This is a genomic window from Pseudomonas sp. R3-18-08, assembly GCF_003852065.1.
Lineage (GTDB): Bacteria > Pseudomonadota > Gammaproteobacteria > Pseudomonadales > Pseudomonadaceae > Aquipseudomonas.
The window spans coordinates 5,073,097-5,093,434 of sequence record NZ_CP027729.1; the positions used below are offsets into that span (position 1 = coordinate 5,073,097).

Sequence of the window (20,338 nt, forward strand, 5' to 3'; positions counted from 1 at the left end):
ACGTGTAACAAGGGGGGAAACACCATGTACCTGACACCGCAGCATATCCTGCTGGCCGGCGCCTCTGGCCTCACCGGCGAACACTTGCTGGACCGCCTGCTCAACGAACCTACCGTGACCCGCGTACTGGCACCCAGCCGCAAACCACTGGCTGAACATCCGCGCCTGGAAAACCCGGTGGGCGACCCGGCAGTGGTCCTGCCACAGCTGGGCGGCCAAGTGGATATCGCTTTCTGCTGCCTGGGCACCACGATCAAGAAAGCAGGTTCGGAAGCGGCGTTCCGTGCGGTCGACCTGGATCTGGTGGTGACCTTCGCCAAGCGCGCACGGGAAATGGGCGCGCGGCACCTGATCGTGATCAGTGCGATTGGCGCCGACCCGAAATCCTCGGTGTTCTACAACCGGGTCAAAGGGGAAATGGAGCAGGCGTTGAGAGCACAGGATTGGCCGCAACTGACGATCGTGCGGCCATCGTTGTTGTTGGGCGAAAGACTCGAGCCGCGCCTGGCCGAACAACTGGCCGGGCCGCTGTCACGCCTGATTCCGGGCAAGTACCACGGCATTGAAGTCTGCGAACTGGCCCGCGCCATGTGGCGCCTGGCGCTGGAAGAGCAGGACGGGGTGCGTGTGGTGGAGTCGGATGAGCTGCGCAAGCTCGGTAAATAACTAAAGGCAAACACTGAACCCAATGTGGGAGGGGGCTTGCCCCCGATTACGGTATATCAGTCACTGATGAGTTGACTGTGCTACCGCAATCGGGGGCAAGCCCCCTCCCACATGGGTTTTTTGGTGTTGTTGAGGTTTGCGTTATAGCCCGCCCGTGGCGTTGAAGCCCACACCCAACACCGTCAACGCCGACAGTGGCAACAACAGGGTGTCGAGCAGCGCACTGGCCGGCAGGTCGATATGCGGATAACTCGGCGCCTCAGCGCCAAATCTGTCCTTGGCACAACAGCCTCCATTGATCGCATACAGGTCCAACCGCGTGCCGGCATACACCACCGGCGCGCCAGGTTGGGCGGCATCCAGCGTGCGAGCGGTGGCGCAGCCCGCCAATAGCAGCGCCAGCACGACCAGCAGCGCCTTATTCATCGCCGCTCAAGTGATGCTCGCCCCAGCGTGGCAGCATGTCCTGGGGAATATTCAGCAGATTGAGAATGCGCGCCACCACAAAGTCCACCAGGTCGTCGATGGTCTGCGGCTGATGATAGAAGCCGGGCGATGCGGGCAATATGGTAACGCCCATGTTCGACAACTTGAGCATGTGCTCCAGATGGATGCTCGAATAGGGCGCTTCACGCGGCACCAGGATCAACTGCCGGCGTTCCTTCAAGGTCACGTCCGCCGCGCGCTCGATCAAATTATTACAGGCGCCCGTGGCAATCGCCGACAGCGTGCCGGTGGAACAGGGCACCACCACCATCGCCGCCGGCGCACCGGAGCCGGAAGCGACCGGCGACATCCAGTCCTCTTTGCCATAGACCTTGATCTGCCCCGCCGCCGCGCCGGTGTATTCGGTGAGGAACGCCTGCATCATCTGCACCTTGGCCGGTAATGCGACATCGGTTTCAGTCGCCATCACCAACTGCGCCGCCTTGGAGATCAGGAAATGCACCTCACGGTCTTCACGCACCAGGCAATCAAGCAAACGCAGGCCGTAAGGCGCACCGGAGGCGCCGGTCATCGCCAGGGTGACGCGTTCCGGGCCGCTCACTTGAGCGCCTCGGCCAGCTTGCCGTGCAGGCCGCCGAAGCCGCCGTTGCTCATGATCACCACATGGGTGCCTGGCTTGGCCAGGTACTTGACGTGCTCGATGATGCCCTCCAACGAGTCACAGACGGTCGAAGGCACACTGCACCGCGCGGCGATCGCCGGCAGGTCCCAGCCCAGGTTGGCCGGTGCATACCAGACCGCCTGGTCGGCGTCATTGACGCTTTCCGGCAGGCCATCACGGTGCGCCCCCAGCTTCATGGAGTTGGAGCGCGGCTCGACGACGGCAATGATCTGCGCATCACCGACGCGTTTGCGCAGGCCGTCCAACGTCGTAGCAATCGCCGTGGGGTGGTGGGCAAAGTCATCGTAGATGGTAATCCCATTCACATCGGCGACCTTTTCCATGCGCCGCTTCACGCTCTTGAATGCGTTCAATGCCGCGATACCCATGGAAGGCACCACCCCCACATGCCGCGCAGCGGCCAGGGTGACCAAGGCGTTGGCGACGTTATGCTGGCCGGTCATGTCCCACTCGACCGTGCCTTGGGCTTGGCCTTCGAACAGCACTTCAAACCTGGAACCGTCGTCACTGAGCAATCTGACCTGCCACTGCCCGCCCGCGCCGGTGGTTTGCACCGGAGTCCAGCAGCCCATCTCGATCACGCGCTGCAACGCCGGTTCGGTGGTCGGGTGAATCACCAGCCCTTCACTTGGAATGGTACGCACCAGGTGGTGGAACTGCCGCTCGATGGCCGGCAGATCCGGGAAGATGTCGGCATGATCGAATTCAAGGTTGTTCAGGATCGCCGTGCGCGGACGGTAGTGGACGAACTTGGAACGCTTGTCGAAGAACGCGCTGTCGTACTCGTCGGCCTCGATCACGAAGAACGGCGTCTCCCCCAGGCGCGCCGACACCGAGAAGTTCTGCGGCACACCGCCAATCAGGAAACCCGGGCTCATGCCCGCATGCTCCAGCACCCAGGCCAACATACTGCTGGTGGTGGTTTTGCCGTGGGTGCCGGCAACCGCGAGCACCCAGCGCCCTTGCAGCACATGGTCGGCCAGCCACTGGGGGCCGGAGACATACGGCAAGCCTTTATTAAGCACATACTCGACCGCAGGGTTACCGCGGGACATGGCGTTGCCGATCACCACCAGATCGGGGACCGGGTCGAACTGCGCCGGGTCGTAGCCTTGAGTCAGCTCAATGCCCTGAGCTTGTAGCTGAGTGCTCATGGGCGGATAAACATTGGCATCGGAGCCGGTAACGTGATGGCCCAGCTCTTTGGCAAGTACCGCCATCGAGCCCATGAACGTGCCGCAGATACCCAGAATATGAATGTGCATAGTTGACCTCGTAAATCATCGAGGCAGGTTAGCGCAGGGAGTAGGAAATGGCACTCTTTAGGTCACTCTGCCAAGTGCGCTGGCAGTAGGCAGGCCAGTGGAGCCACCCATGGGCTTGAGGTGAACTGCATTTTTCACGGCTAAACGACCAAACTGCGTGAAATTTCATACTTTCGCAACTTTCGGTAAAGCGTATTACGGCTCACCCCTAACTGCTGCGCCGTATGGCTCATGTGCCAGCGTTGCTGCTCCAGCGTTGCCAGCAAAGCCGCCCGCTCGGCGTCGTCCAGGGGCGAACGTGCAGGGCTCTGTTCACTCGATTGCGCGCGAGCCTGGCGGATGTTTGCAGGTAAATCCTCAAGCCCGATCAGGCTTGTGTCGCACAGCGCGACCAGCGTGCGCAACACCGTACGCAGCTGTCGGATATTGCCCGGCCACGCGTACGCCAACAGCACTTCACGCGCTGCAGGCGTCAGGCCAACAGCCTGCTTACTCGCCTCCTGCGCCAGCAGGAAGTCCAGCAGTTGCGACTTGTCACTGCGCTCACGCAACGCCGGAAGGGCAACTTCCAGGCCGTTCAAGCGGTAATACAAATCCTCGCGAAAGCTGCCGTCCTGCACACGTTCAAGCAGATTTCGGTGGGTGGCGCTGATAATTCGTACGTTCACCGCCTGGGGCTCACCGCCTATAGGTACCACCAGGCGGTCCTCCAGCACTCTCAACAAACGGGTTTGCAGCGCCACGGGCATATCGCCGATTTCATCCAGAAACAGCGTACCGCCATCGGCTTGTTGCAGCTTGCCGCGCATGCCTTCCTTCAGCGCTCCGGTGAAACTGCCACCGCGATAGCCAAACAACTCGCTTTCGATCAGGTTTTCCGGGATGGCCGCACAGTTGAGCGCGACAAAGGCCTTATCGGAACGCTGGCTGGCCTGGTGCACCGCCTTGGCGAACGCTTCTTTCCCGCATCCGGTTTCACCGTTGATCAGCAGTGGCACATCGCGCTCGAACACCCGCAGCGCCTTGCGCATTTCGTCCTGCAGCGCCGGGTCGCCCAGGCAAATTCCTGATGGCCGTGGCGATGCTGGCCGGGTAACCGGCGTGGGCACACGGCGCGGCTGGCCTCTCAATGCCGCAAACAGGCTGCGCCCCTCACGGGTACGCAATGGCCAACTGGCGGTCGCACTGGCGCTGGCGCGGCTCAGCAGTTGATCCAGCGAACAATCGAAAAATGCCTCCACCGGCTGCCCCAGCAAACCGCTACGCGTGCATGCGAGCAGGTTGAGCGCGCTCTGGTTGGCCGCGCAAATACGCCCCTCACCGTCGAACGCCAGCAGCCCTTCACTGAACAGGCCCACGGACTCTGCCTGCAGGTGAAAACGCAGTAGCCAATGGTGCTCGAAGTGGCGCAGGAAATAGCAACTCTCGATCATCTTCGCCGAGAGATTGACCAGCGCCATGGTGTGGAATTGGCTCTGGCGCGACACCGCTTCCCGAGCCGACGACACGTCCAGCACCGCCAGCAGTTCACCGTGAGGATCGAACACCGGGCTCGCCGAGCAGGTCAGCCCCGTGTGACGGCCGCGAAAGTGTTCGTCGCGATGAATCGTCACGGACTGGCGCTCAACCAGGCACGTCCCGATGCCATTGGTGCCCTCGCGGGCCTCACTCCAATCAGCGCCCAGCCACAACCCGGCGCGCTCGAAAATCTTGCGCTCGGACGGCGCGGTGACGCAGTTGAGGATCACGCCGCGCGCGTCGGTGAGCAGCACCGCGTGGCCAGCGCCGGAGAGCTGTTGATGCAGGCTGTTCATCTCGTTGCCGGCGATGTGCAGCACCTGCTGCAGGCGTTCGCGACTTTCCAGCAGGCGCCCCTGTTCGAGCACGGTAGGGGCGATGGTTTGCGCGGGATCAAGGTGGTAATCCTCCAGGCAGCGCAGCCAGGAGCGGGCAATGGACGGATCGCTGCCGGGGCCTTGGGAGCATTCATGCCCGCGTGTGACGGTCAAGACTTGCCGGGCGTGGCGACTGAACTGATCGTTGTGCATGTTCTTATTATTCTCCCTGCGTGAGAACGCCCAGCATCCTCCAGGCACCCAGCCATTGCAATCCCGACCCGACCCGCCGGTCACGGGATGTATCGTTTATGGCACACACTGTCACCGCGCCTGTATCGAATAGGTGACAGCAACGCCCGGTAAAACTATTAACCCCTTGATTTACCTGGCCTGCAACGCAGTGGCCCAACCTTTGCTCTACGCTTTATCACGCGCTTGCCGCGCTGTACTCCAATAAACATAAAAGCAGGAGATGCCCACCATGCGTTATGCACACCCCGGTACTGAAGGCGCTATCGTTTCGTTCAAGGCCAAGTACGGCAACTACATCGGTGGAGAATTCGTTGCCCCGGTCGATGGCAATTACTTCACCAATACGTCGCCGGTCAACGGCAAGCCCATCGCCGAATTCCCGCGCTCCACTGCCAAAGACATCGACAACGCCCTGGACGCCGCCCACGCCGCCGCTGACGCCTGGGGCAAGACTTCGGCCCAGGACCGCTCGCTGGTCTTGCTGAAAATCGCCGACCGTATCGAACAGAACCTCGAACTGCTGGCCGTCACCGAAACCTGGGACAACGGCAAGGCCGTGCGCGAAACCCTCAACGCCGACATCCCGCTGGCCGCCGACCACTTCCGCTACTTCGCCGGCTGCATCCGCGCCCAGGAAGGCAGCAGCGCCGAAATCAACGAACTCACCGCCGCCTATCATTTCCATGAGCCGCTGGGCGTGGTCGGCCAGATCATCCCGTGGAACTTCCCCCTGCTGATGGCCGCCTGGAAGCTCGCCCCGGCCCTGGCCGCCGGTAACTGCGTGGTGCTCAAGCCCGCCGAGCAGACGCCGCTGGGCATCAACGTACTGATGGAGCTGATCGGCGACCTGCTGCCGCCCGGCGTACTCAACGTGGTGCACGGTTTCGGTAAAGAAGCCGGCGAAGCCCTGGCCACCAGCAAGCGCATCGCCAAGATCGCCTTCACCGGCTCCACCCCGGTGGGTTCGCACATCATGCATGCGGCGGCCGAGAACATCATTCCGTCCACCGTCGAACTGGGTGGCAAGTCGCCGAACATCTTCTTCGCCGACATCATGAAAGCCGAACCGCAATTCATCGAAAAGGCCGCCGAAGGCCTGGTGCTGGCGTTCTTCAACCAGGGCGAAGTGTGCACCTGCCCATCGCGCGCGCTGGTGGAAGAGTCGATCTATGAAGACTTCATGAAAGTGGTGATGAAAAAGGTCGAGTCGATCAAGCGCGGCGATCCGCTGGACACCGACACCATGGTTGGCGCCCAAGCGTCGGAGCAGCAGTTCGACAAGATCCTGTCCTACCTGGAAATCGCCAAGGGCGAAGGGGCGCAGCTGCTCACCGGCGGCAAGGTGGAGAAGCTCAGCGGCGACCTGGCCACCGGCTATTACATCCAGCCGACCCTGCTCAAGGGCACCAACGAAATGCGCGTGTTCCAGGAAGAAATCTTCGGCCCAGTGGTAAGCATCACCACCTTCAAGGACGAAGCCGAAGCCCTGGCCATTGCCAACGACACCGAATTCGGCCTGGGCGCCGGTCTGTGGACCCGCGACATCAACCGCGCCTACCGCATGGGCCGGGCGATCAAGGCCGGCCGCGTGTGGACCAACTGCTACCACCTGTACCCGGCACATGCCGCGTTTGGCGGTTACAAGAAGTCCGGTGTGGGCCGTGAGACGCACAAGATGATGTTGGACCATTACCAGCAGACCAAGAACTTGCTGGTGAGCTACGACATTAACCCGTTGGGCTTCTTCTAACCCACAACACCCTCCCACCCTTGCAATGCAATCAAAGGTGGGAGGGGGCTTGCTCCCGATAGCGGTGGATCAGCCAACAACTCAGTAGCTGACACACCGCCATCGGGAGCAAGCCCTCTCCCACACTTAGAACTTCACAAGTACTTGCGAACTGCATTCGGCTCAAAGAGGCCGAGTTAAAACAATAACAACGAAAGGTACTTCCCCATGCCTAGCGAACCCACTGGATCGTCTGTCGATTTCGAAAAAGTCGGCACCGATTACTTTCAACAACGCGAACTCAAAAAAGGCGCCGCCGGCTGGGTGCTGCTGGTCGGCCTCGGCGTCGCCTACGTCATCTCCGGCGATTACGCCGGCTGGAACTTCGGCCTGGCCCAAGGCGGTTGGGGCGGCATGTTCCTCGCCACACTGCTGATGGCCACCATGTACCTGTGCATGTGCTTTTCACTTGCCGAACTGTCTTCGATGATTCCTACCGCAGGCGGCGGCTACGGCTTTGCCCGCAGCGCATTTGGCCCTTGGGGCGGGTTTCTCACGGGCACGGCGATCCTGATCGAATACGCCATCGCGCCCGCCGCCATCGCGGTATTTATTGGCGCGTATTGCGAGTCGCTGTTCGGCATTGGCGGCTGGATGATCTATTTAGCGTTCTACATCATCTTTATCGGCATCCACATCTTTGGGGTGGGTGAAGCGCTGAAGCTGATGTTCGTGATCACCGCCATCGCGGCCATCGCCCTGGGCGTGTTTCTGGTAGCGATGGTGCCGCACTTCAATGTCGCCAACCTGCTGGATATCCCGGTGACCGAAGCCAAGGGTGCCAGCCCTTTCCTGCCGTTCGGCTACGTCGGCGTGTGGGCGGCGATCCCCTATGCGATCTGGTTTTTCCTCGCGGTAGAAGGCGTGCCCCTGGCCGCAGAAGAAACCAAGAACCCCAAACGCGACCTGCCACGCGGGCTGATCGGCGCGATTGTGGTGCTGACCAGCTTTGCCCTGTTGATCCTGGTGATTGCACCGGGCGGCGCGGGCACTTACGCCTTGATCAAATCCGGCAACCCACTGGTGGAAGCGTTGGCATTGTCCTACGGCGGCTCGACCTGGATGGGCAGCTTCGTCAACCTGGTGGGCCTGGCAGGCTTGATCGCCAGCTTTTTCTCGATCATCTACGCCTATTCGCGGCAGATCTTTGCCTTGTCCCGCGCTGGCTATCTGCCACGCAAACTGTCCGAGACCAACAAGAGCAAGGCGCCGGTGTTGGCGCTGGTGATCCCCGGCATCATCGGTTTTGGCCTGTCGTTGACCGGCCAGGGTGATCTGCTGATTCTGGTGGCCGTGTTCGGCGCCACCATCTCCTATGTGCTGATGATGGCCGCCCACATCACCCTGCGCATCCGTCGCCCCAAAATGGAACGCCCCTACCGCACGCCGGGCGGCATCTTCACCTCGGGCGTGGCGCTGGTACTGGCCTGCGTGGCCGTGGTGGCGGGCTTTCTGGTGGATCCGCGCGTGGTCATTGGCGCCGCGATCATCTATGGAGTATTAATTGCTTACTTTGCTTTCTACAGCCGGCATCACTTGGTAGCGGGCACGCCGGAAGAAGAATTCGCGGCGATCCAGGCCGCAGAGGCCGCCCTGCACTAACTGCCGTAAACCTCGACGCGGGCGCCTTGCCCGCGTCGTCAAGGAGACACTGTATGGCAAGCTTTTCCCACGCGGTGGGTGCACAGACCTACCGCTTCGACAGCCTCAAGGACCTGATGGCCAAGGCCAGCCCGGCGCGCTCCGGCGACTTCCTGGCGGGTGTGGCGGCGCACAATGATGGCGAACGGGTCGCGGCCCAAATGGCGCTGGCGAACACCCCGCTCAAGCACTTCCTGGAAGAAGTGTTGATTCCCTATGAAACCGACGAAGTCACCCGGCTGATCGTCGACACCCACGACAAACTGGCCTTCGCCACGGTCAGCCACCTGACCGTCGGCGGCCTGCGCGACTGGCTGCTCAGCGACGCCGCCGATGAACAATCCCTACGCGCACTGGCGCCGGGGCTGACACCGGAAATGGCCGCCGCCGTGTCCAAGATCATGCGCGTGCAGGACCTGGTACTGGTGGCACAGAAGATCCGCGTGGTCACCCAATTTCGCGGCACCATGGGCCTGCGCGGGCGCCTGTCCACACGCCTGCAACCCAACCATCCCACCGACGAACCGGCCGGCATCGCCGCCAGCATTCTCGACGGCCTGCTCTACGGCAACGGCGACGCGATGATCGGCATCAACCCGGCCACTGACAGCATCGCCTCGATCTGCGCCATGCTGGAGATGCTCGACGCAATCATCCAGCGCTACGACATCCCCACCCAGGCCTGCGTGCTGACCCACGTCACCACCTCCATCGAAGCCATCAACCGTGGCGTGCCGCTGGACCTGGTGTTCCAGTCGATCGCCGGCACCGAAGCGGCCAACGCCAGTTTCGGCATCAGCCTGAGCCTGCTGCAGGAAGGCTACGACGCGGGCTTGAGCCTCAACCGCGGCACCCTGGGGCAGAACCTGATGTATTTCGAAACCGGCCAGGGCAGCGCCTTGTCGGCCAACGCGCATTTTGGCGTGGACCAGCAAACCTGTGAAACCCGCGCCTATGCCGTGGCCCGGCACTTCAAACCGTTTCTGGTGAACACCGTGGTCGGCTTTATCGGCCCCGAATACCTCTACAACGGCAAACAGATCATCCGCGCCGGGCTCGAAGACCACTTCTGCGGCAAGCTGCTCGGTGTGCCGATGGGTTGCGACATCTGCTACACCAACCACGCCGAAGCCGACCAGGACGACATGGACACCCTGCTGACCCTGCTCGGCGTGGCCGGGATCAATTTCATCATGGGCATCCCCGGCTCCGACGACATCATGCTCAATTACCAGACCACCTCGTTCCACGACGCGCTGTACGCGCGCCAGACACTGGGGTTGAAACCGGCGCCGGAGTTCGAGCAATGGCTGGCGAAAATGGGCATCTTTACGCAAGCCGACGGCAAGGTGCGCTTCGGCAACAGCCTGCCACCGGCGTTCCGCCACGCGTTGGCGCAACTGGGATGAAGGAGCCGCCTGTGCAACTCGACCTGCCTGACAACCCCTGGCTGCAATTGCGCCGCCTGACCCCGGCGCGCATTGCCCTGGGCCGCACCGGCACCAGCATTCCCACCAACGCGCAGCTGGATTTCCAGTTGGCCCACGCCCAGGCGCGGGATGCGGTGCATCTGCCCTTCGACCATGAAGCGCTGAGCCGCCAGTTCGCCGAACGCGGCCGCGACAGCCTGTTGCTGCACAGCGCCGCCACCGACCGGCATATGTACCTGCAACGGCCGGATCTGGGACGCCGCCTCAGCGATGAATCGGCGCATACCTTGCGCGATTACGCGTCGGCGCATCCCGATGGCGTGGACCTGGCGATCGTGGTGGCCGATGGCCTGTCGGCGCTGGCCGTGCATAAACACACCGCGCCTTTTCTTGCACGCCTGGAAGAACAGACCCACGCCGAAGGTTGGTCCCTGTCACCGGTGATCCTGGTGGAACAGGGCCGCGTCGCCGTGGCCGATGAGATCGGGCAGCTACTCGGCGCCAAAATGGCGGTGATCCTGATCGGCGAACGGCCGGGGCTGAGTTCGCCGGACAGCCTGGGCCTGTATTTCACCTACAACCCCAAGGTCGGCCTCACCGATGCCTATCGCAACTGCATCTCCAATGTGCGCCTGGAAGGCCTGAGTTACGGCATGGCGGCCCACCGCCTGCTGTACCTGATGCGCGAGGCCTGTCGCCGGCAACTGTCGGGGGTCCATCTCAAGGATGAAGCGCAACTGCAGACGATCGAATCAGATGACCCGGACCTGATGAAAGGCAACTTCCTGCTTAGCCCCCCTGCGGATTGATCGCCGCACGATTGCGCTTTTTCGCGGCATTAGGCAGCATCAGGCCACGGCCGCGCGTGTGGTCATACCCATTTGGATGTTGAGGCCTGGCATGCGGATTACTCAAGCGACCCTGGAACACCTGGACCTGCTGACCCCGTTGTTCGTCAAATACCGCGAATTCTATGGTGCCCTGCCGTTCCCGGACTCGTCGCGGGCCTTTCTGGAAAAGCGCCTGCGGCGCAAGGAATCGGTGATCTACCTGGCGCTGGCCGATGATGATGACAAACGGCTGCTGGGGTTCTGCCAGCTGTATCCGAGCTTTTCGTCGTTGTCGTTAAAACGCGTGTGGATCCTCAATGACATCTATGTGGCCGAGGACGCACGTCGACAATTGGTCGCCGACAACCTGATGCGCACGGCGAAGAAAATGGCCAAGGAAACCCACGCGGTGCGGTTGCGGGTGTCTACCAGCAGCGACAACGACGTGGCGCAAAAGACCTATGAGTCGATAGGGTTTCGCGAAGACACCGAATTCAAAAACTACGTGCTGTCGATCAACGAAGAATAGCCCGCAAACACCACAGATCCCTTGTGGGAGGGGGCTTGCTCCCGATAGCGGTGTGTCAGCCAATATTCATGTCACTGACCCACCGCCATCGGGAGCAAGCCCCCTCCCACATTAAACCGGCACCCAACCGCTTCACACTTTCACGACACTCCCCGCTACAAAAGCCACACGCTTTTCACCATTCAATCCGTATAATGCCGACCTTTCAGGGTTGTAAGAATCTCGACATACACGTGTAGCCTTATTCCCCGTCGTCCCCGCACTGGCCTGCTGAGCCGGGCCATTCACACAGGTGCCATCCATGGATTTCAACCCGCTTGACCTTATCCTGCATCTCGACGTTTACCTCGACATGCTGGTAACCAACTATGGTCCGTGGATCTACGCCATTCTGTTCCTGGTGATTTTTTGCGAGACCGGCCTGGTGGTCATGCCGTTCCTGCCGGGTGATTCGTTGCTGTTCATCGCCGGCGCTGTCGCCGCAGGTGGCGGCATGGACCCGGTGTTGCTGGCCGGCCTGCTGATGCTGGCAGCCATCCTCGGCGACAGCACCAACTATGTAATAGGACGAACCGTGGGCGAGCGCTTGTTCAGCAACCCGAACTCGAAAATTTTCCGCCGCGACTACCTGCGAAAAACCCACGACTTCTACGACAAGCACGGCGGCAAGACTGTAACCCTGGCGCGCTTCCTGCCGATCCTGCGCACCTTCGCGCCGTTCGTCGCCGGCATTGCCAAAATGCCCTACCCGCGTTTCTTCGGTTTCAGCGTGCTGGGCACCATTCTCTGGGTCGGTGGCCTGGTGACCCTGGGCTACTTCTTCGGCAATGTGCCATTTATCAAGAAGAACCTGTCGTTGCTGGTGGTGTTCATCATCTTGCTATCCCTTGTGCCGATGATCATCGGCGTGGTGCGCAGCCGCTTTGGCCGCACCTCCTCCGAAGCCAACCCGCACTGATCGCCCATGTGGTCCCTCAGCGCCTGGCGTCGCCGGCGCCTGCTGGCCAAGCACCCGATTGCCGATGACACCTGGCAACGGGTGCGTCACCACCTGACCTTCCTCGACGGCATCACCGCCGAGCAAGACCAGTGGCTGCGCGAAGCCTGTGTGCTGTTCCTCGCCGAAAAACACCTCACCGCCCTGCCCGGCGTCGAACTGCATCAGGAACAACGCCTGCTACTCGCCGCCCAGGCGCAACTGCCGCTGATGAACCTGGGTGACCTCGACTGGTATCAGGGCTTTCATGAAATCGTGCTGTACCCTGACGACTTTCTCAGCCCGCAACGTCATCGCGATGCCAGCGGCGTGGAACATGAGTGGGACGGCGAGCACAGCGGCGAAGCCTGGCAACAAGGCCCGGTGATCCTCGCCTGGCCCGGCGTACTGGCCAGCGGCCAATGGGAAGGCTACAACCTGGTCATCCATGAGCTGGCGCACAAACTCGACATGCTCAACGGCGACGCCAACGGCCTGCCCCCGCTGCATAACGACATGCGCGTGCAGGAATGGGCCAGCGTGATGCAAAGCGCCTTCGACGACCTCAATCGCCAACTCGACGCCAACCCGGACGCCGACACCGAGATCGACCCGTACGCAGCGGAAAACCCGGCGGAATTCTTTGCCGTCACCAGCGAGTATTTTTTCAGCGCCCCGGATTTACTGGTCAGCCATTACCCACAGGTGTACGCCCAACTCAGCCGCTTTTACCGCCAGGACCCGCTGACCCGCCTGACCCAACTGCAAGCCCACGACCCGCGCTACCAGCCGCAGGTCGAATGACCGTACGACGCTTGGCGCATGGCATCGGCGTCAGAATATGCCTATAATCGCCGCCACTTTTAGGCCAATCCGGCCATGTCATATGGCCAACTACGGGGGCAACGCCCAATGAGCTACAGCAAGATTCCGGCTGGCAAAGACCTGCCGAACGACATCTACGTCGCCATCGAAATTCCGGCCAACCACGCGCCGATCAAATACGAAATCGACAAAGACAGCGACTGCCTGTTCGTTGACCGTTTCATGGCCACCCCGATGTTCTACCCGGCCAACTACGGTTTCATCCCCAACACCCTGGCTGACGACGGTGATCCCCTCGACGTGCTGGTCGTGACCCCTTACCCGGTCACCCCAGGCTCGGTCATCCGCGCACGCCCGGTCGGCATCCTGAACATGACCGACGACGGCGGCGGCGATGCTAAAGTCATCGCAGTGCCACACGACAAGCTGTCCCAGCTGTACGTCGACGTTAAGGAATACACCGACCTGCCGCCACTGCTGCTGGAACAGATCAAGCACTTCTTCGAGAACTACAAAGACCTCGAAAAAGGCAAATGGGTGAAGATCGACGGTTGGGGCAACGCAGACGCTGCCCGCGCCGAGATCATGAAGTCGGTAGCCGCCTACAAAGGCTGATACTTGCGCCTCATTGCCACGGCAATTAAAAAGCCCCGATTATTCGGGGCTTTTTTATGAACATTAAACGCCGAGTTCAACTCTTAACTTTCGGTGTTTAACTAACACTAATAAATGAAGAATAAAGCTACAACTAAGGAAAAGCCTACACGCGCAACTCAACGCATAGTTTATTTGAATAGTTTTCCTGGCCGGTAAACTCTGCGTTTATGAATACATCAGGTGATCGTTTAAAAGCGCTATTACGGGAAGTTCATCTTTCCGCCTCCGACTTCGCCAAGAATCGCGGCGTCACGCCTCAGCACGTGAACAACTGGTTCAAACGCGGCGTCCCCATGGGCCGACTCAACGAGTTCGCAGAACTGCTGTGCGTTTCCAGTCGCTGGTTAAGCGACGGTCGCGGCCCCAAACACCCACCGGTCAACTACCTGTTGGACGGCCCCACCGCAAGGATTGCACCGACCCGCGAAGACATCGGCAAATACCTCACAGGCCCTGCCTGCCGCCCGGATAATACCGACGTGGAGATCCCCCTCCACCCCACATTCACCTCAACCGAACGCATCCGCATCACCCAGCACACCCTCGAAACACTCAACGTAAATCCCGACCGCGCGGTAGGCGCCTACATGGTCGACAACAGCATGATCGACATCATCCAACAAGGCGCCACCCTCGCCATCGATAAAGGCCGCACCCAAATCATCGACGGCGAAATCTATGCCGTCGAACACGACGGCATGCTGCGCATCAAATACCTCTACAACCGACCTGGCGGTGGCCTGCGCATGCGCAGCCACAACGCCAGCGAACACCCGGACGAATACCTCACCTACGACGAACGCTTCGAGCAGAACTTCCAAATAGTCGGCTGGGTATTCTGGTGGTCCACCCTCAACAACCGCCGCCCACCGGTGCCGCTGGACGAACACCTGCTGGGCTGGGAAGGCTCTGAATCGGAGGTGGGCAACTGAGGTGAATGTGGGTATCATGCGCCGCACATTTGGCAGGGGTGGCTTTAAGCTATTTACCCTGCCAGGCGATGCGGAGGAGTTCCCGCAGATGCCCCTACTATTCAGCCCGACGCAATGTGGGTTGAGCGATTTGAAGGCTGATGAGGTTTGTCAAAAACAAGCTGAGGCAGTCCCCGAGAAGCCGGCCACAAGCCGGCTTTTTAATATCTACTGAACGCGCAATATCAATCCGTCAGGGATCGCTACAACATACTCGCAACCACCTTATCAAAACCAACAAACTTCTCCTTCAACTGTTCAATCGTCCACCGCCATTTCTGCGTTCTGGGCCGACAAATCGTATTCTGATTCCCAAACATCCCCGTCTCCCGCACACCCTGGCTCACCGGCACGGTATCCAGCCATTCAATCGACACAAAGTAATCACACCGCTCTGGGTCATCTACAAATTCAGCGTGATAATTTGCCCGCTTAGCAACCTCAAGCACAGGGCGCTCCTCGCCGTTTACAGTGACGGTAAATTCGTTCGCGGGTGTGGATTTCCCGCGCACTCTTCCGACACCGACGTATCCCTGTTGCGGAATGTTGACCCAAACACGATCCCCCGGTGAAAGCAGTTGCAGAGTCCTGCTATACCAGGCGCCACCACCGCCCGAGATAAAACCAAACTCCCTTGCATCTTCCCATGAGCGTGAAGTCGAGTCGCCGAACGAGCAATAGAACTCGCCATTCCAGGGCTCGGTATGCCCCTCGCTCGCTGACACCGCATTCACTTGGGTCTGAACGGGATCGAGCAACCAAGACCGACTCAGTAGTTGCTGATCACCCATTTGGAAAATCTGAAAACACAGCACGTTGATCGGAATATCTCGTTTGCTGAGGTATTCAACAATCCGCTCACTGCTCGCGTCCAATTCCGTTGCGACAATGACCAGTTGATGGCTTTGGTTCAGCTCATCATCGTTCAAGACTCGTCCAAAACGCGCTAAAAAGTCAGCATAGAGGGTATTCCCAGGCTTGAACCGCTCATAGATGGCGCCAATCTCATTTGGCTGTAAACCCTGAACCCAAGCGGCGTAATCGAGGGTCTGGGCGACTACGTCCCGAGGGGTACGGTCGCGCTTGAGTTCAACCAGGACCAAGTATCCATCGGGATCGATCGCCAGCAGGTCAATGCGCCCACCTGAGCTGGTTTTTTCTTGCTTGCCTATCAGCATCCATTCATCGGAGAGAATGCCTGGCGAGTTGAGGATCATATTTTCAAGCAACTGCTCACTGACCAATTGGCTCAAAGGGAGCTTGCTCGGTGCAACACCGACGGTCCAAACATCCGTTTTTATAGGCAATTACTACATCCTTGATGAGGTGGTTTTTAGCGACTCTAACACCCTCGCGCGCCGTGCTGGCGACAAGCTAAAATGAGCAGCAGACCGCTGCCCAAATGACAAAGGGATGGTTTGATATGTCGCCAAAACGCCAGATGGCGACATGAACGCTGTAAGAGCAGGCGGGCCTGTAAGGCAGTGAGTTAGCACATTGCTGCCCCACTGCAAATGTCAAATTACCTCGGCTGCAAACACTCCACCGCCCGATCCGCGACCATCTTCGCCATCTCCACCAAATGCAACACCGCCCTCTGCGGCGCAGCCATTGGCTCGCCGAGCACCTGCGACGTGGCCACCGCACAATGCAGCAGCTCAGCCACCTGCACCCAGGCGTCCTCGAAGCTCAGTTCTTCATTGACGGTAAAAGGGTTGGTCACTTCTGATGACGGTGAATGCGAACAAACGTTATCCATAGCAAAACTCCTAGCAGTAAGTAAATACCACCGTCCTTTCGCGACTAAACGAGCAGAGGTGGCGGCTGTACGCAGGTTAGTCGACCGGTCGCTAGGCACCGGTGCACCCGAAGGTGCCCTGCGCACAGCCACCATTAAGTGCAGGTGAGAAGACACCTGTCTTTGAGATGGCGCATGCGCCTAGCGAAGTCCGGGCGACTAAACCCGGTCACTGAATTGCAGTGACGGTCGACAGCCTAGTCACCCAATTTCGCTGGCGCAAGCGGTTGGGATTCTCTAGGAAACGTCCTGCAAATGAAAGGGATCGGACCTGCCGGCGCGACGAATATGAGAACGTCAGAAAATTGCTGACTCATATAATTTTTAGCAATCCTCCTAAAAAGCACGGCCATTGCTAGCCAAACTGATATCACAATAGAATCACCTATCCCATCCCGCCAACGGATGGGCGAGCAGGATGGAACAACTTCAGCTCACACGTAGGTCAAGGAGACCGATATGCCGGATATCAAGGAACAAAAACTTCTCTATCACCTAACTTCTCTAGAAAACCTGAGCGGTATTTTTCAGCACGGGCTAAAACCGCGAGCTCAGCTCAGGGCATTCGAAGACGTGGCTGATGCCGACATTCTGAAAAAACGACAAGGTCTCGCACTAGATCAGTACGTACCTTTCCACTGGTTTGCCGCAAATCCATTCGATGGAAGCGTTCAACGCAGAAGGCCTGACACCCAATTTGTTGTGATTACCGTGCATCGAAACGTGGCAATTAGAAAGCAATGGAAGGTCATTCCCCGCCACCCATTGGCTAACGATGCCATTCAGTTGCTGGATTATGCCGATGGCTTCGAGACCATCAATTGGGAGGTTATGAATGCCAGGGACTACCACGATCCCCAATGCAAAAGCATCTGTATGGCTGAGTGCCTTTCGCCCGACGTAGTTTCCCCTAACGATTTCTTCAAGGTTTTTGTTTCTAATGCTGAAGTAGAAACCCTCTGTGGGTCTAAAATGCGCGAGGCCGGCGTTAATGTACAAATCGGAGTGAATCGGGGAATGTTTCTTAGATGATTTATAACAACCTGAATCCTGAAAAAGCTCTGATCTGGCGAATCGTTCATCGCGACAATTTGCCCTGGATTCTGGACAACGGCCTGCACTGCGCCAGCTCAGAGGTGCATGCTGCGCAATATGTGAACATAGGCAATGTTGATTTAATCGACAAACGCCGCACGCGCTGTGTCCCCATTGCTCCTTCAGGCTTTTTGTCAGACTACGTTCCCTTCTATTTCACACCCTTCTCTGTGATGATGAAAAATATTCATTCCGGCTGGAGCGTTCAGCAACGCAGCAATGACGAGATCGTGATTCTGGTCTCCAGCCTCCACCGCGTCGCCGAGCTTGGCCTACCGTTCGTCTTCACAAATGCACATGCGTACCCGGATTGGACAGACTATTACAGCGACCTGGCGAATCTCCACGAGATCGATTGGTCTATCCTTCAACGGCGTGACTTCAAACGTGACCCCGATGACCCTCGCAAAATGGAGCGTTATCAGGCTGAAGCGCTGATTCACCACCACTTACCGATTACAGGACTCCTTGGCATCATGTGTTACGCCGATGCGATGAAAGAACGCATAGAGCAGGACGTCGCCGCAAGAGGCCTGACGTTGCCTGTACATGCTCGTCCGGGATGGTATTTCCCATGATCAGATTCACCCAGGGTAACCTTCTGGAAGCCAACACCGAAGTCCTCGTCAACACGGTGAATACCGTGGGCGTGATGGGCAAGGGCATCGCGCTGATGTTCAAGGAGCGTTTTGCAGAAAACTATCGCTTGTACGCTGCTGCCTGTAAAGCTGGCGAAGTAAAGACCGGAGAAGTGCACGTAACTGCGGTCAACGAACTGGACGGTCCTCGCTGGATCGTTAACTTCCCGACCAAACGTCACTGGCGATCACCATCGCAGATGGCATGGATAATCGAAGGCCTGCACGACCTCCGTCGTTTTCTGATTGAAAACCATGTGAAGTCGGTTGCGGTTCCTCCGTTAGGGGCCGGTAACGGTGGTCTGAAATGGCCGGACGTTCGCGAACAGATTGAGGATGTCTTGAGCGATCTGGATGTCGATGTGTTGGTTTTTGAGCCATCCAATCAGTATCTGAATGTCGCCAAACGCAACGGTGTAGAAAAGCTTACGCCTGCGCGAGCGCTCATTGCGGAACTGGTTCGACGCTACTGGGTGTTAGGCATGGAATGCAGCCTGCTTGAGATTCAGAAACTGGCTTGGTTCCTGGAACGCGCAATTGAGAAGCGGCCAGGCCTCAAAAACCCACTGGATCTTAAATTTGTTGCTCATAAGTACGGGCCGTATGCCAATCGGCTGGAACACCTGCTTAACAATCTGGACGGTAGTTATCTGCATTGCGATAAGCGAATCAGCGATGCGGAAAACAGTGATGTGATCTGGTTTGACCAAGACCGCAGAGCCTTTCTACAAACCTATCTCAGAACAGAAGCCAAGGAATATTCCCAGGCCTTGGAGCTTACCGCGGAGTTGATTGATGGCTTTGAGTCACCCTTCGGCATGGAGCTATTGGCAACAGTCGACTGGCTGCTGACCCAGGAAGATGTAGCCCCGACGGTTCCGGCTTTACGTGAGGCACTGAAACAATGGGATGGCGGTGTCGCTGCAGCCGCTCGCAAAAACAAGCTGTTTGACGATCAAGCACTTGATATTGCGCTTAAACGGCTCACTTCCAGCAGCTTCAGCCATCAAATGGCTTCCTGTCATATATGAGGATCTTGAGTACAGGCTGTAAATAGCCTGTACGAAAGATTCTGATGCTTAACTAGAACCTGATAAAAATAAAATGACCCAGGCCGGTGCGCAGTTGATGAACTGGTTCTCGGTGGCGTGTGAGTTGCACCGCGACTGGCGCAACGATATCGAAGGCCTGGGGAGTCTGTTGTCCCAGCGCATTCTTAACTATCGAAATTTGATGAATTGATATGCGGCGCTGACGGCGCAGCAGAGGTAAGCAAACCCAGCGTTAAGACAAGCCTGCTATGAAAAGCAGGCTTTTTCACGTCATGCCTACCCTGCCAACAACCGCTCAACCACCGTCTCCAGCTTTGCCACTGCCTCCATCCGTTTTGCAGCAGGTATCTGCCTGACGTTGTGCAGTTTCCATTGCACGGCAGGCAAACGATCTATTCCCGGCAGGTTCAGCGTCTTCCAGTCAGACTCTCCCTGTTCGATCGAGATCAGGAAGGCAGCATCCTGCTCATTGAATTGTTGGCGGATCGCAGTCAACAACGACTCTCTGGTCGCTTCTAACTGGCCAAGTGTGACGGGCTCTCGCGTCATGCCGGCGAATTCAGCCTGAAACGCGCCCGCCAATGGTTTCCAGCGGGGCGCAAGCAACTCAGCCATGGGACGGCTGTGGCTGATCAGGTACACCAGAAAGCCCACGAAGATTTCACGCGCCTGCCCTTCCTCTCGAAGCATCAACATCACGTCGGGTCTCGGGGGGATGTTGCCGTTCCAGCGCAGCGCAGCTTTTGCCGCCGTATAGGTCGGGCAAGGACACCACTGCCATGGAGGCGAACCCGAATTCATCCTCGACCCGTGGCACTACGTCTTGCGTCGTCGGTGGATGCACGGTGCCGCGTAGCACCGGCGAAACTTCAATCTTGATTTGGTCCTGAACGTTCCGCCCTTCAGTGCAAAACATCGTTGCGCCGCTACGTAAGGAATGACCTGCACCAACAGACG

General features: G+C 58.8%; 21 protein-coding genes and 1 pseudogene. 14 read left to right on the forward strand and 8 right to left on the reverse strand.

Translation table 11 applies throughout. The features are described from left to right. Window positions 1–24 precede the first annotated feature (24 nt). Window positions 25–666 carry an oxidoreductase gene (locus C4J92_RS23300; RefSeq protein ID WP_124405388.1) on the forward strand — a complete coding sequence of 214 codons (642 nt, stop codon included), beginning with the start codon at window positions 25–27 and terminating at the stop codon, window positions 664–666. Window positions 667–807: 141 nt separating this feature from the next. Here C4J92_RS23300 and C4J92_RS23305 read toward each other — a convergent pair whose 3' ends face one another. From C4J92_RS23305 to C4J92_RS23320, 4 genes are all read right to left on the reverse strand, one after another. Next, a complete protein-coding gene (locus C4J92_RS23305; protein ID WP_124368490.1) occupies window positions 808–1,092 on the reverse strand; it encodes a YceK/YidQ family lipoprotein in 285 nt (94 codons plus the stop codon). Further along, the gene (ubiX, locus tag C4J92_RS23310) at window positions 1,085–1,714 is read right to left on the reverse strand and encodes a flavin prenyltransferase UbiX (protein WP_124364568.1); all 630 of its coding nucleotides are present in this window, start codon (window positions 1,712–1,714) and stop codon (window positions 1,085–1,087) included. The genes C4J92_RS23305 and ubiX overlap by 8 nt, the downstream gene beginning before the upstream one ends. Continuing rightward, complete coding sequence (mpl, locus tag C4J92_RS23315; protein ID WP_124405389.1) at window positions 1,711–3,060, reverse strand: UDP-N-acetylmuramate:L-alanyl-gamma-D-glutamyl-meso-diaminopimelate ligase; 1,350 nt, start codon at window positions 3,058–3,060, stop codon at window positions 1,711–1,713. Before mpl ends, ubiX begins: the two co-directional genes overlap by 4 nt. A gap of 140 nt (window positions 3,061–3,200) precedes the next feature. Further along, window positions 3,201–5,108, reverse strand: a complete 1,908-nt coding sequence (locus tag C4J92_RS23320; protein ID WP_124405390.1) for a sigma-54-dependent Fis family transcriptional regulator — start codon at window positions 5,106–5,108, stop codon at window positions 3,201–3,203. Window positions 5,109–5,379: 271 nt separating this feature from the next. Between C4J92_RS23320 and C4J92_RS23325 the strand changes: the two genes are divergently transcribed. The 9 genes from C4J92_RS23325 (at window position 5,380) to C4J92_RS23365 (ending at window position 14,759) form a co-directional block, all read left to right on the forward strand. Beyond that, complete coding sequence (locus C4J92_RS23325) at window positions 5,380–6,900, forward strand: aldehyde dehydrogenase family protein (RefSeq protein WP_124368494.1); 1,521 nt, start codon at window positions 5,380–5,382, stop codon at window positions 6,898–6,900. Between the two features lie 207 nt (window positions 6,901–7,107). Continuing rightward, complete coding sequence (gene eat / locus C4J92_RS23330) at window positions 7,108–8,541, forward strand: ethanolamine permease (protein ID WP_124405391.1); 1,434 nt, start codon at window positions 7,108–7,110, stop codon at window positions 8,539–8,541. Between the two features lie 53 nt (window positions 8,542–8,594). Further along, on the forward strand, window positions 8,595–9,989 hold the full coding sequence (locus tag C4J92_RS23335; RefSeq protein ID WP_124405392.1) for an ethanolamine ammonia-lyase subunit EutB: 1,395 nt from the start codon (window positions 8,595–8,597) through the stop codon (window positions 9,987–9,989). Next, a complete protein-coding gene (gene eutC, locus C4J92_RS23340; RefSeq protein ID WP_124405393.1) occupies window positions 9,986–10,819 on the forward strand; it encodes an ethanolamine ammonia-lyase subunit EutC in 834 nt (277 codons plus the stop codon). Before C4J92_RS23335 ends, eutC begins: the two co-directional genes overlap by 4 nt. A 91-nt stretch (window positions 10,820–10,910) precedes the next feature. Next, entirely contained in the window at window positions 10,911–11,369 is a 459-nt protein-coding gene (locus C4J92_RS23345; RefSeq protein ID WP_124364575.1) for an N-acetyltransferase, read from the forward strand. Between the two features lie 301 nt (window positions 11,370–11,670). Further along, window positions 11,671–12,327 (forward strand): DedA family protein, encoded by a 657-nt coding sequence (locus C4J92_RS23350; RefSeq protein WP_124405394.1) that lies wholly within the window; start codon window positions 11,671–11,673, stop codon window positions 12,325–12,327. A gap of 6 nt (window positions 12,328–12,333) precedes the next feature. Further along, on the forward strand, window positions 12,334–13,149 hold the full coding sequence (locus C4J92_RS23355; RefSeq protein ID WP_124405395.1) for a zinc-dependent peptidase: 816 nt from the start codon (window positions 12,334–12,336) through the stop codon (window positions 13,147–13,149). A gap of 108 nt (window positions 13,150–13,257) precedes the next feature. Then, the gene (gene ppa / locus C4J92_RS23360; RefSeq protein WP_003176323.1) at window positions 13,258–13,785 is read left to right on the forward strand and encodes an inorganic diphosphatase; all 528 of its coding nucleotides are present in this window, start codon (window positions 13,258–13,260) and stop codon (window positions 13,783–13,785) included. Window positions 13,786–13,994: 209 nt separating this feature from the next. Next, window positions 13,995–14,759 carry a S24 family peptidase gene (locus C4J92_RS23365; protein ID WP_124405396.1) on the forward strand — a complete coding sequence of 255 codons (765 nt, stop codon included), beginning with the start codon at window positions 13,995–13,997 and terminating at the stop codon, window positions 14,757–14,759. Window positions 14,760–15,001: 242 nt separating this feature from the next. Here the strand turns inward: C4J92_RS23365 and C4J92_RS23375 are convergent, their stop codons facing one another. Both C4J92_RS23375 and C4J92_RS23380 read right to left on the reverse strand, forming a co-directional pair. After that, complete coding sequence (locus C4J92_RS23375) at window positions 15,002–16,105, reverse strand: endonuclease NucS domain-containing protein (protein WP_124371994.1); 1,104 nt, start codon at window positions 16,103–16,105, stop codon at window positions 15,002–15,004. A gap of 215 nt (window positions 16,106–16,320) precedes the next feature. Next, window positions 16,321–16,557 carry a hypothetical protein gene (locus tag C4J92_RS23380; protein WP_124405397.1) on the reverse strand — a complete coding sequence of 79 codons (237 nt, stop codon included), beginning with the start codon at window positions 16,555–16,557 and terminating at the stop codon, window positions 16,321–16,323. A 498-nt stretch (window positions 16,558–17,055) separates the two neighbouring features. Between C4J92_RS23380 and C4J92_RS23385 the strand changes: the two genes are divergently transcribed. From C4J92_RS23385 to C4J92_RS23400, 4 genes and pseudogenes are all read left to right on the forward strand, one after another. Further along, window positions 17,056–17,628, forward strand: coding sequence for a DarT ssDNA thymidine ADP-ribosyltransferase family protein (locus C4J92_RS23385; protein WP_124371995.1), 573 nt, complete (start codon window positions 17,056–17,058; stop codon window positions 17,626–17,628). Then, window positions 17,625–18,269, forward strand: a complete 645-nt coding sequence (locus C4J92_RS23390) for a DUF4433 domain-containing protein (protein ID WP_124405398.1) — start codon at window positions 17,625–17,627, stop codon at window positions 18,267–18,269. The genes C4J92_RS23385 and C4J92_RS23390 overlap by 4 nt, the downstream gene beginning before the upstream one ends. Continuing rightward, window positions 18,266–19,360, forward strand: coding sequence for a macro domain-containing protein (locus C4J92_RS23395; protein WP_124371997.1), 1,095 nt, complete (start codon window positions 18,266–18,268; stop codon window positions 19,358–19,360). The genes C4J92_RS23390 and C4J92_RS23395 overlap by 4 nt, the downstream gene beginning before the upstream one ends. A 67-nt stretch (window positions 19,361–19,427) precedes the next feature. Next, window positions 19,428–19,571: pseudogene (locus C4J92_RS23400) on the forward strand (hydrolase); the annotation flags it as partial. A gap of 86 nt (window positions 19,572–19,657) precedes the next feature. On the opposite strand, the gene C4J92_RS23405 reads toward C4J92_RS23400, so the two are convergent. Together C4J92_RS23405 and C4J92_RS27290 are read right to left on the reverse strand one after the other, a co-directional pair. Continuing rightward, a complete protein-coding gene (locus C4J92_RS23405) occupies window positions 19,658–20,080 on the reverse strand; it encodes a hypothetical protein (RefSeq protein ID WP_256657428.1) in 423 nt (140 codons plus the stop codon). Further along, the gene (locus tag C4J92_RS27290) at window positions 20,043–20,297 is read right to left on the reverse strand and encodes a nucleotidyl transferase AbiEii/AbiGii toxin family protein (RefSeq protein WP_256657429.1); all 255 of its coding nucleotides are present in this window, start codon (window positions 20,295–20,297) and stop codon (window positions 20,043–20,045) included. Before C4J92_RS27290 ends, C4J92_RS23405 begins: the two co-directional genes overlap by 38 nt. Window positions 20,298–20,338 lie beyond the last annotated feature (41 nt).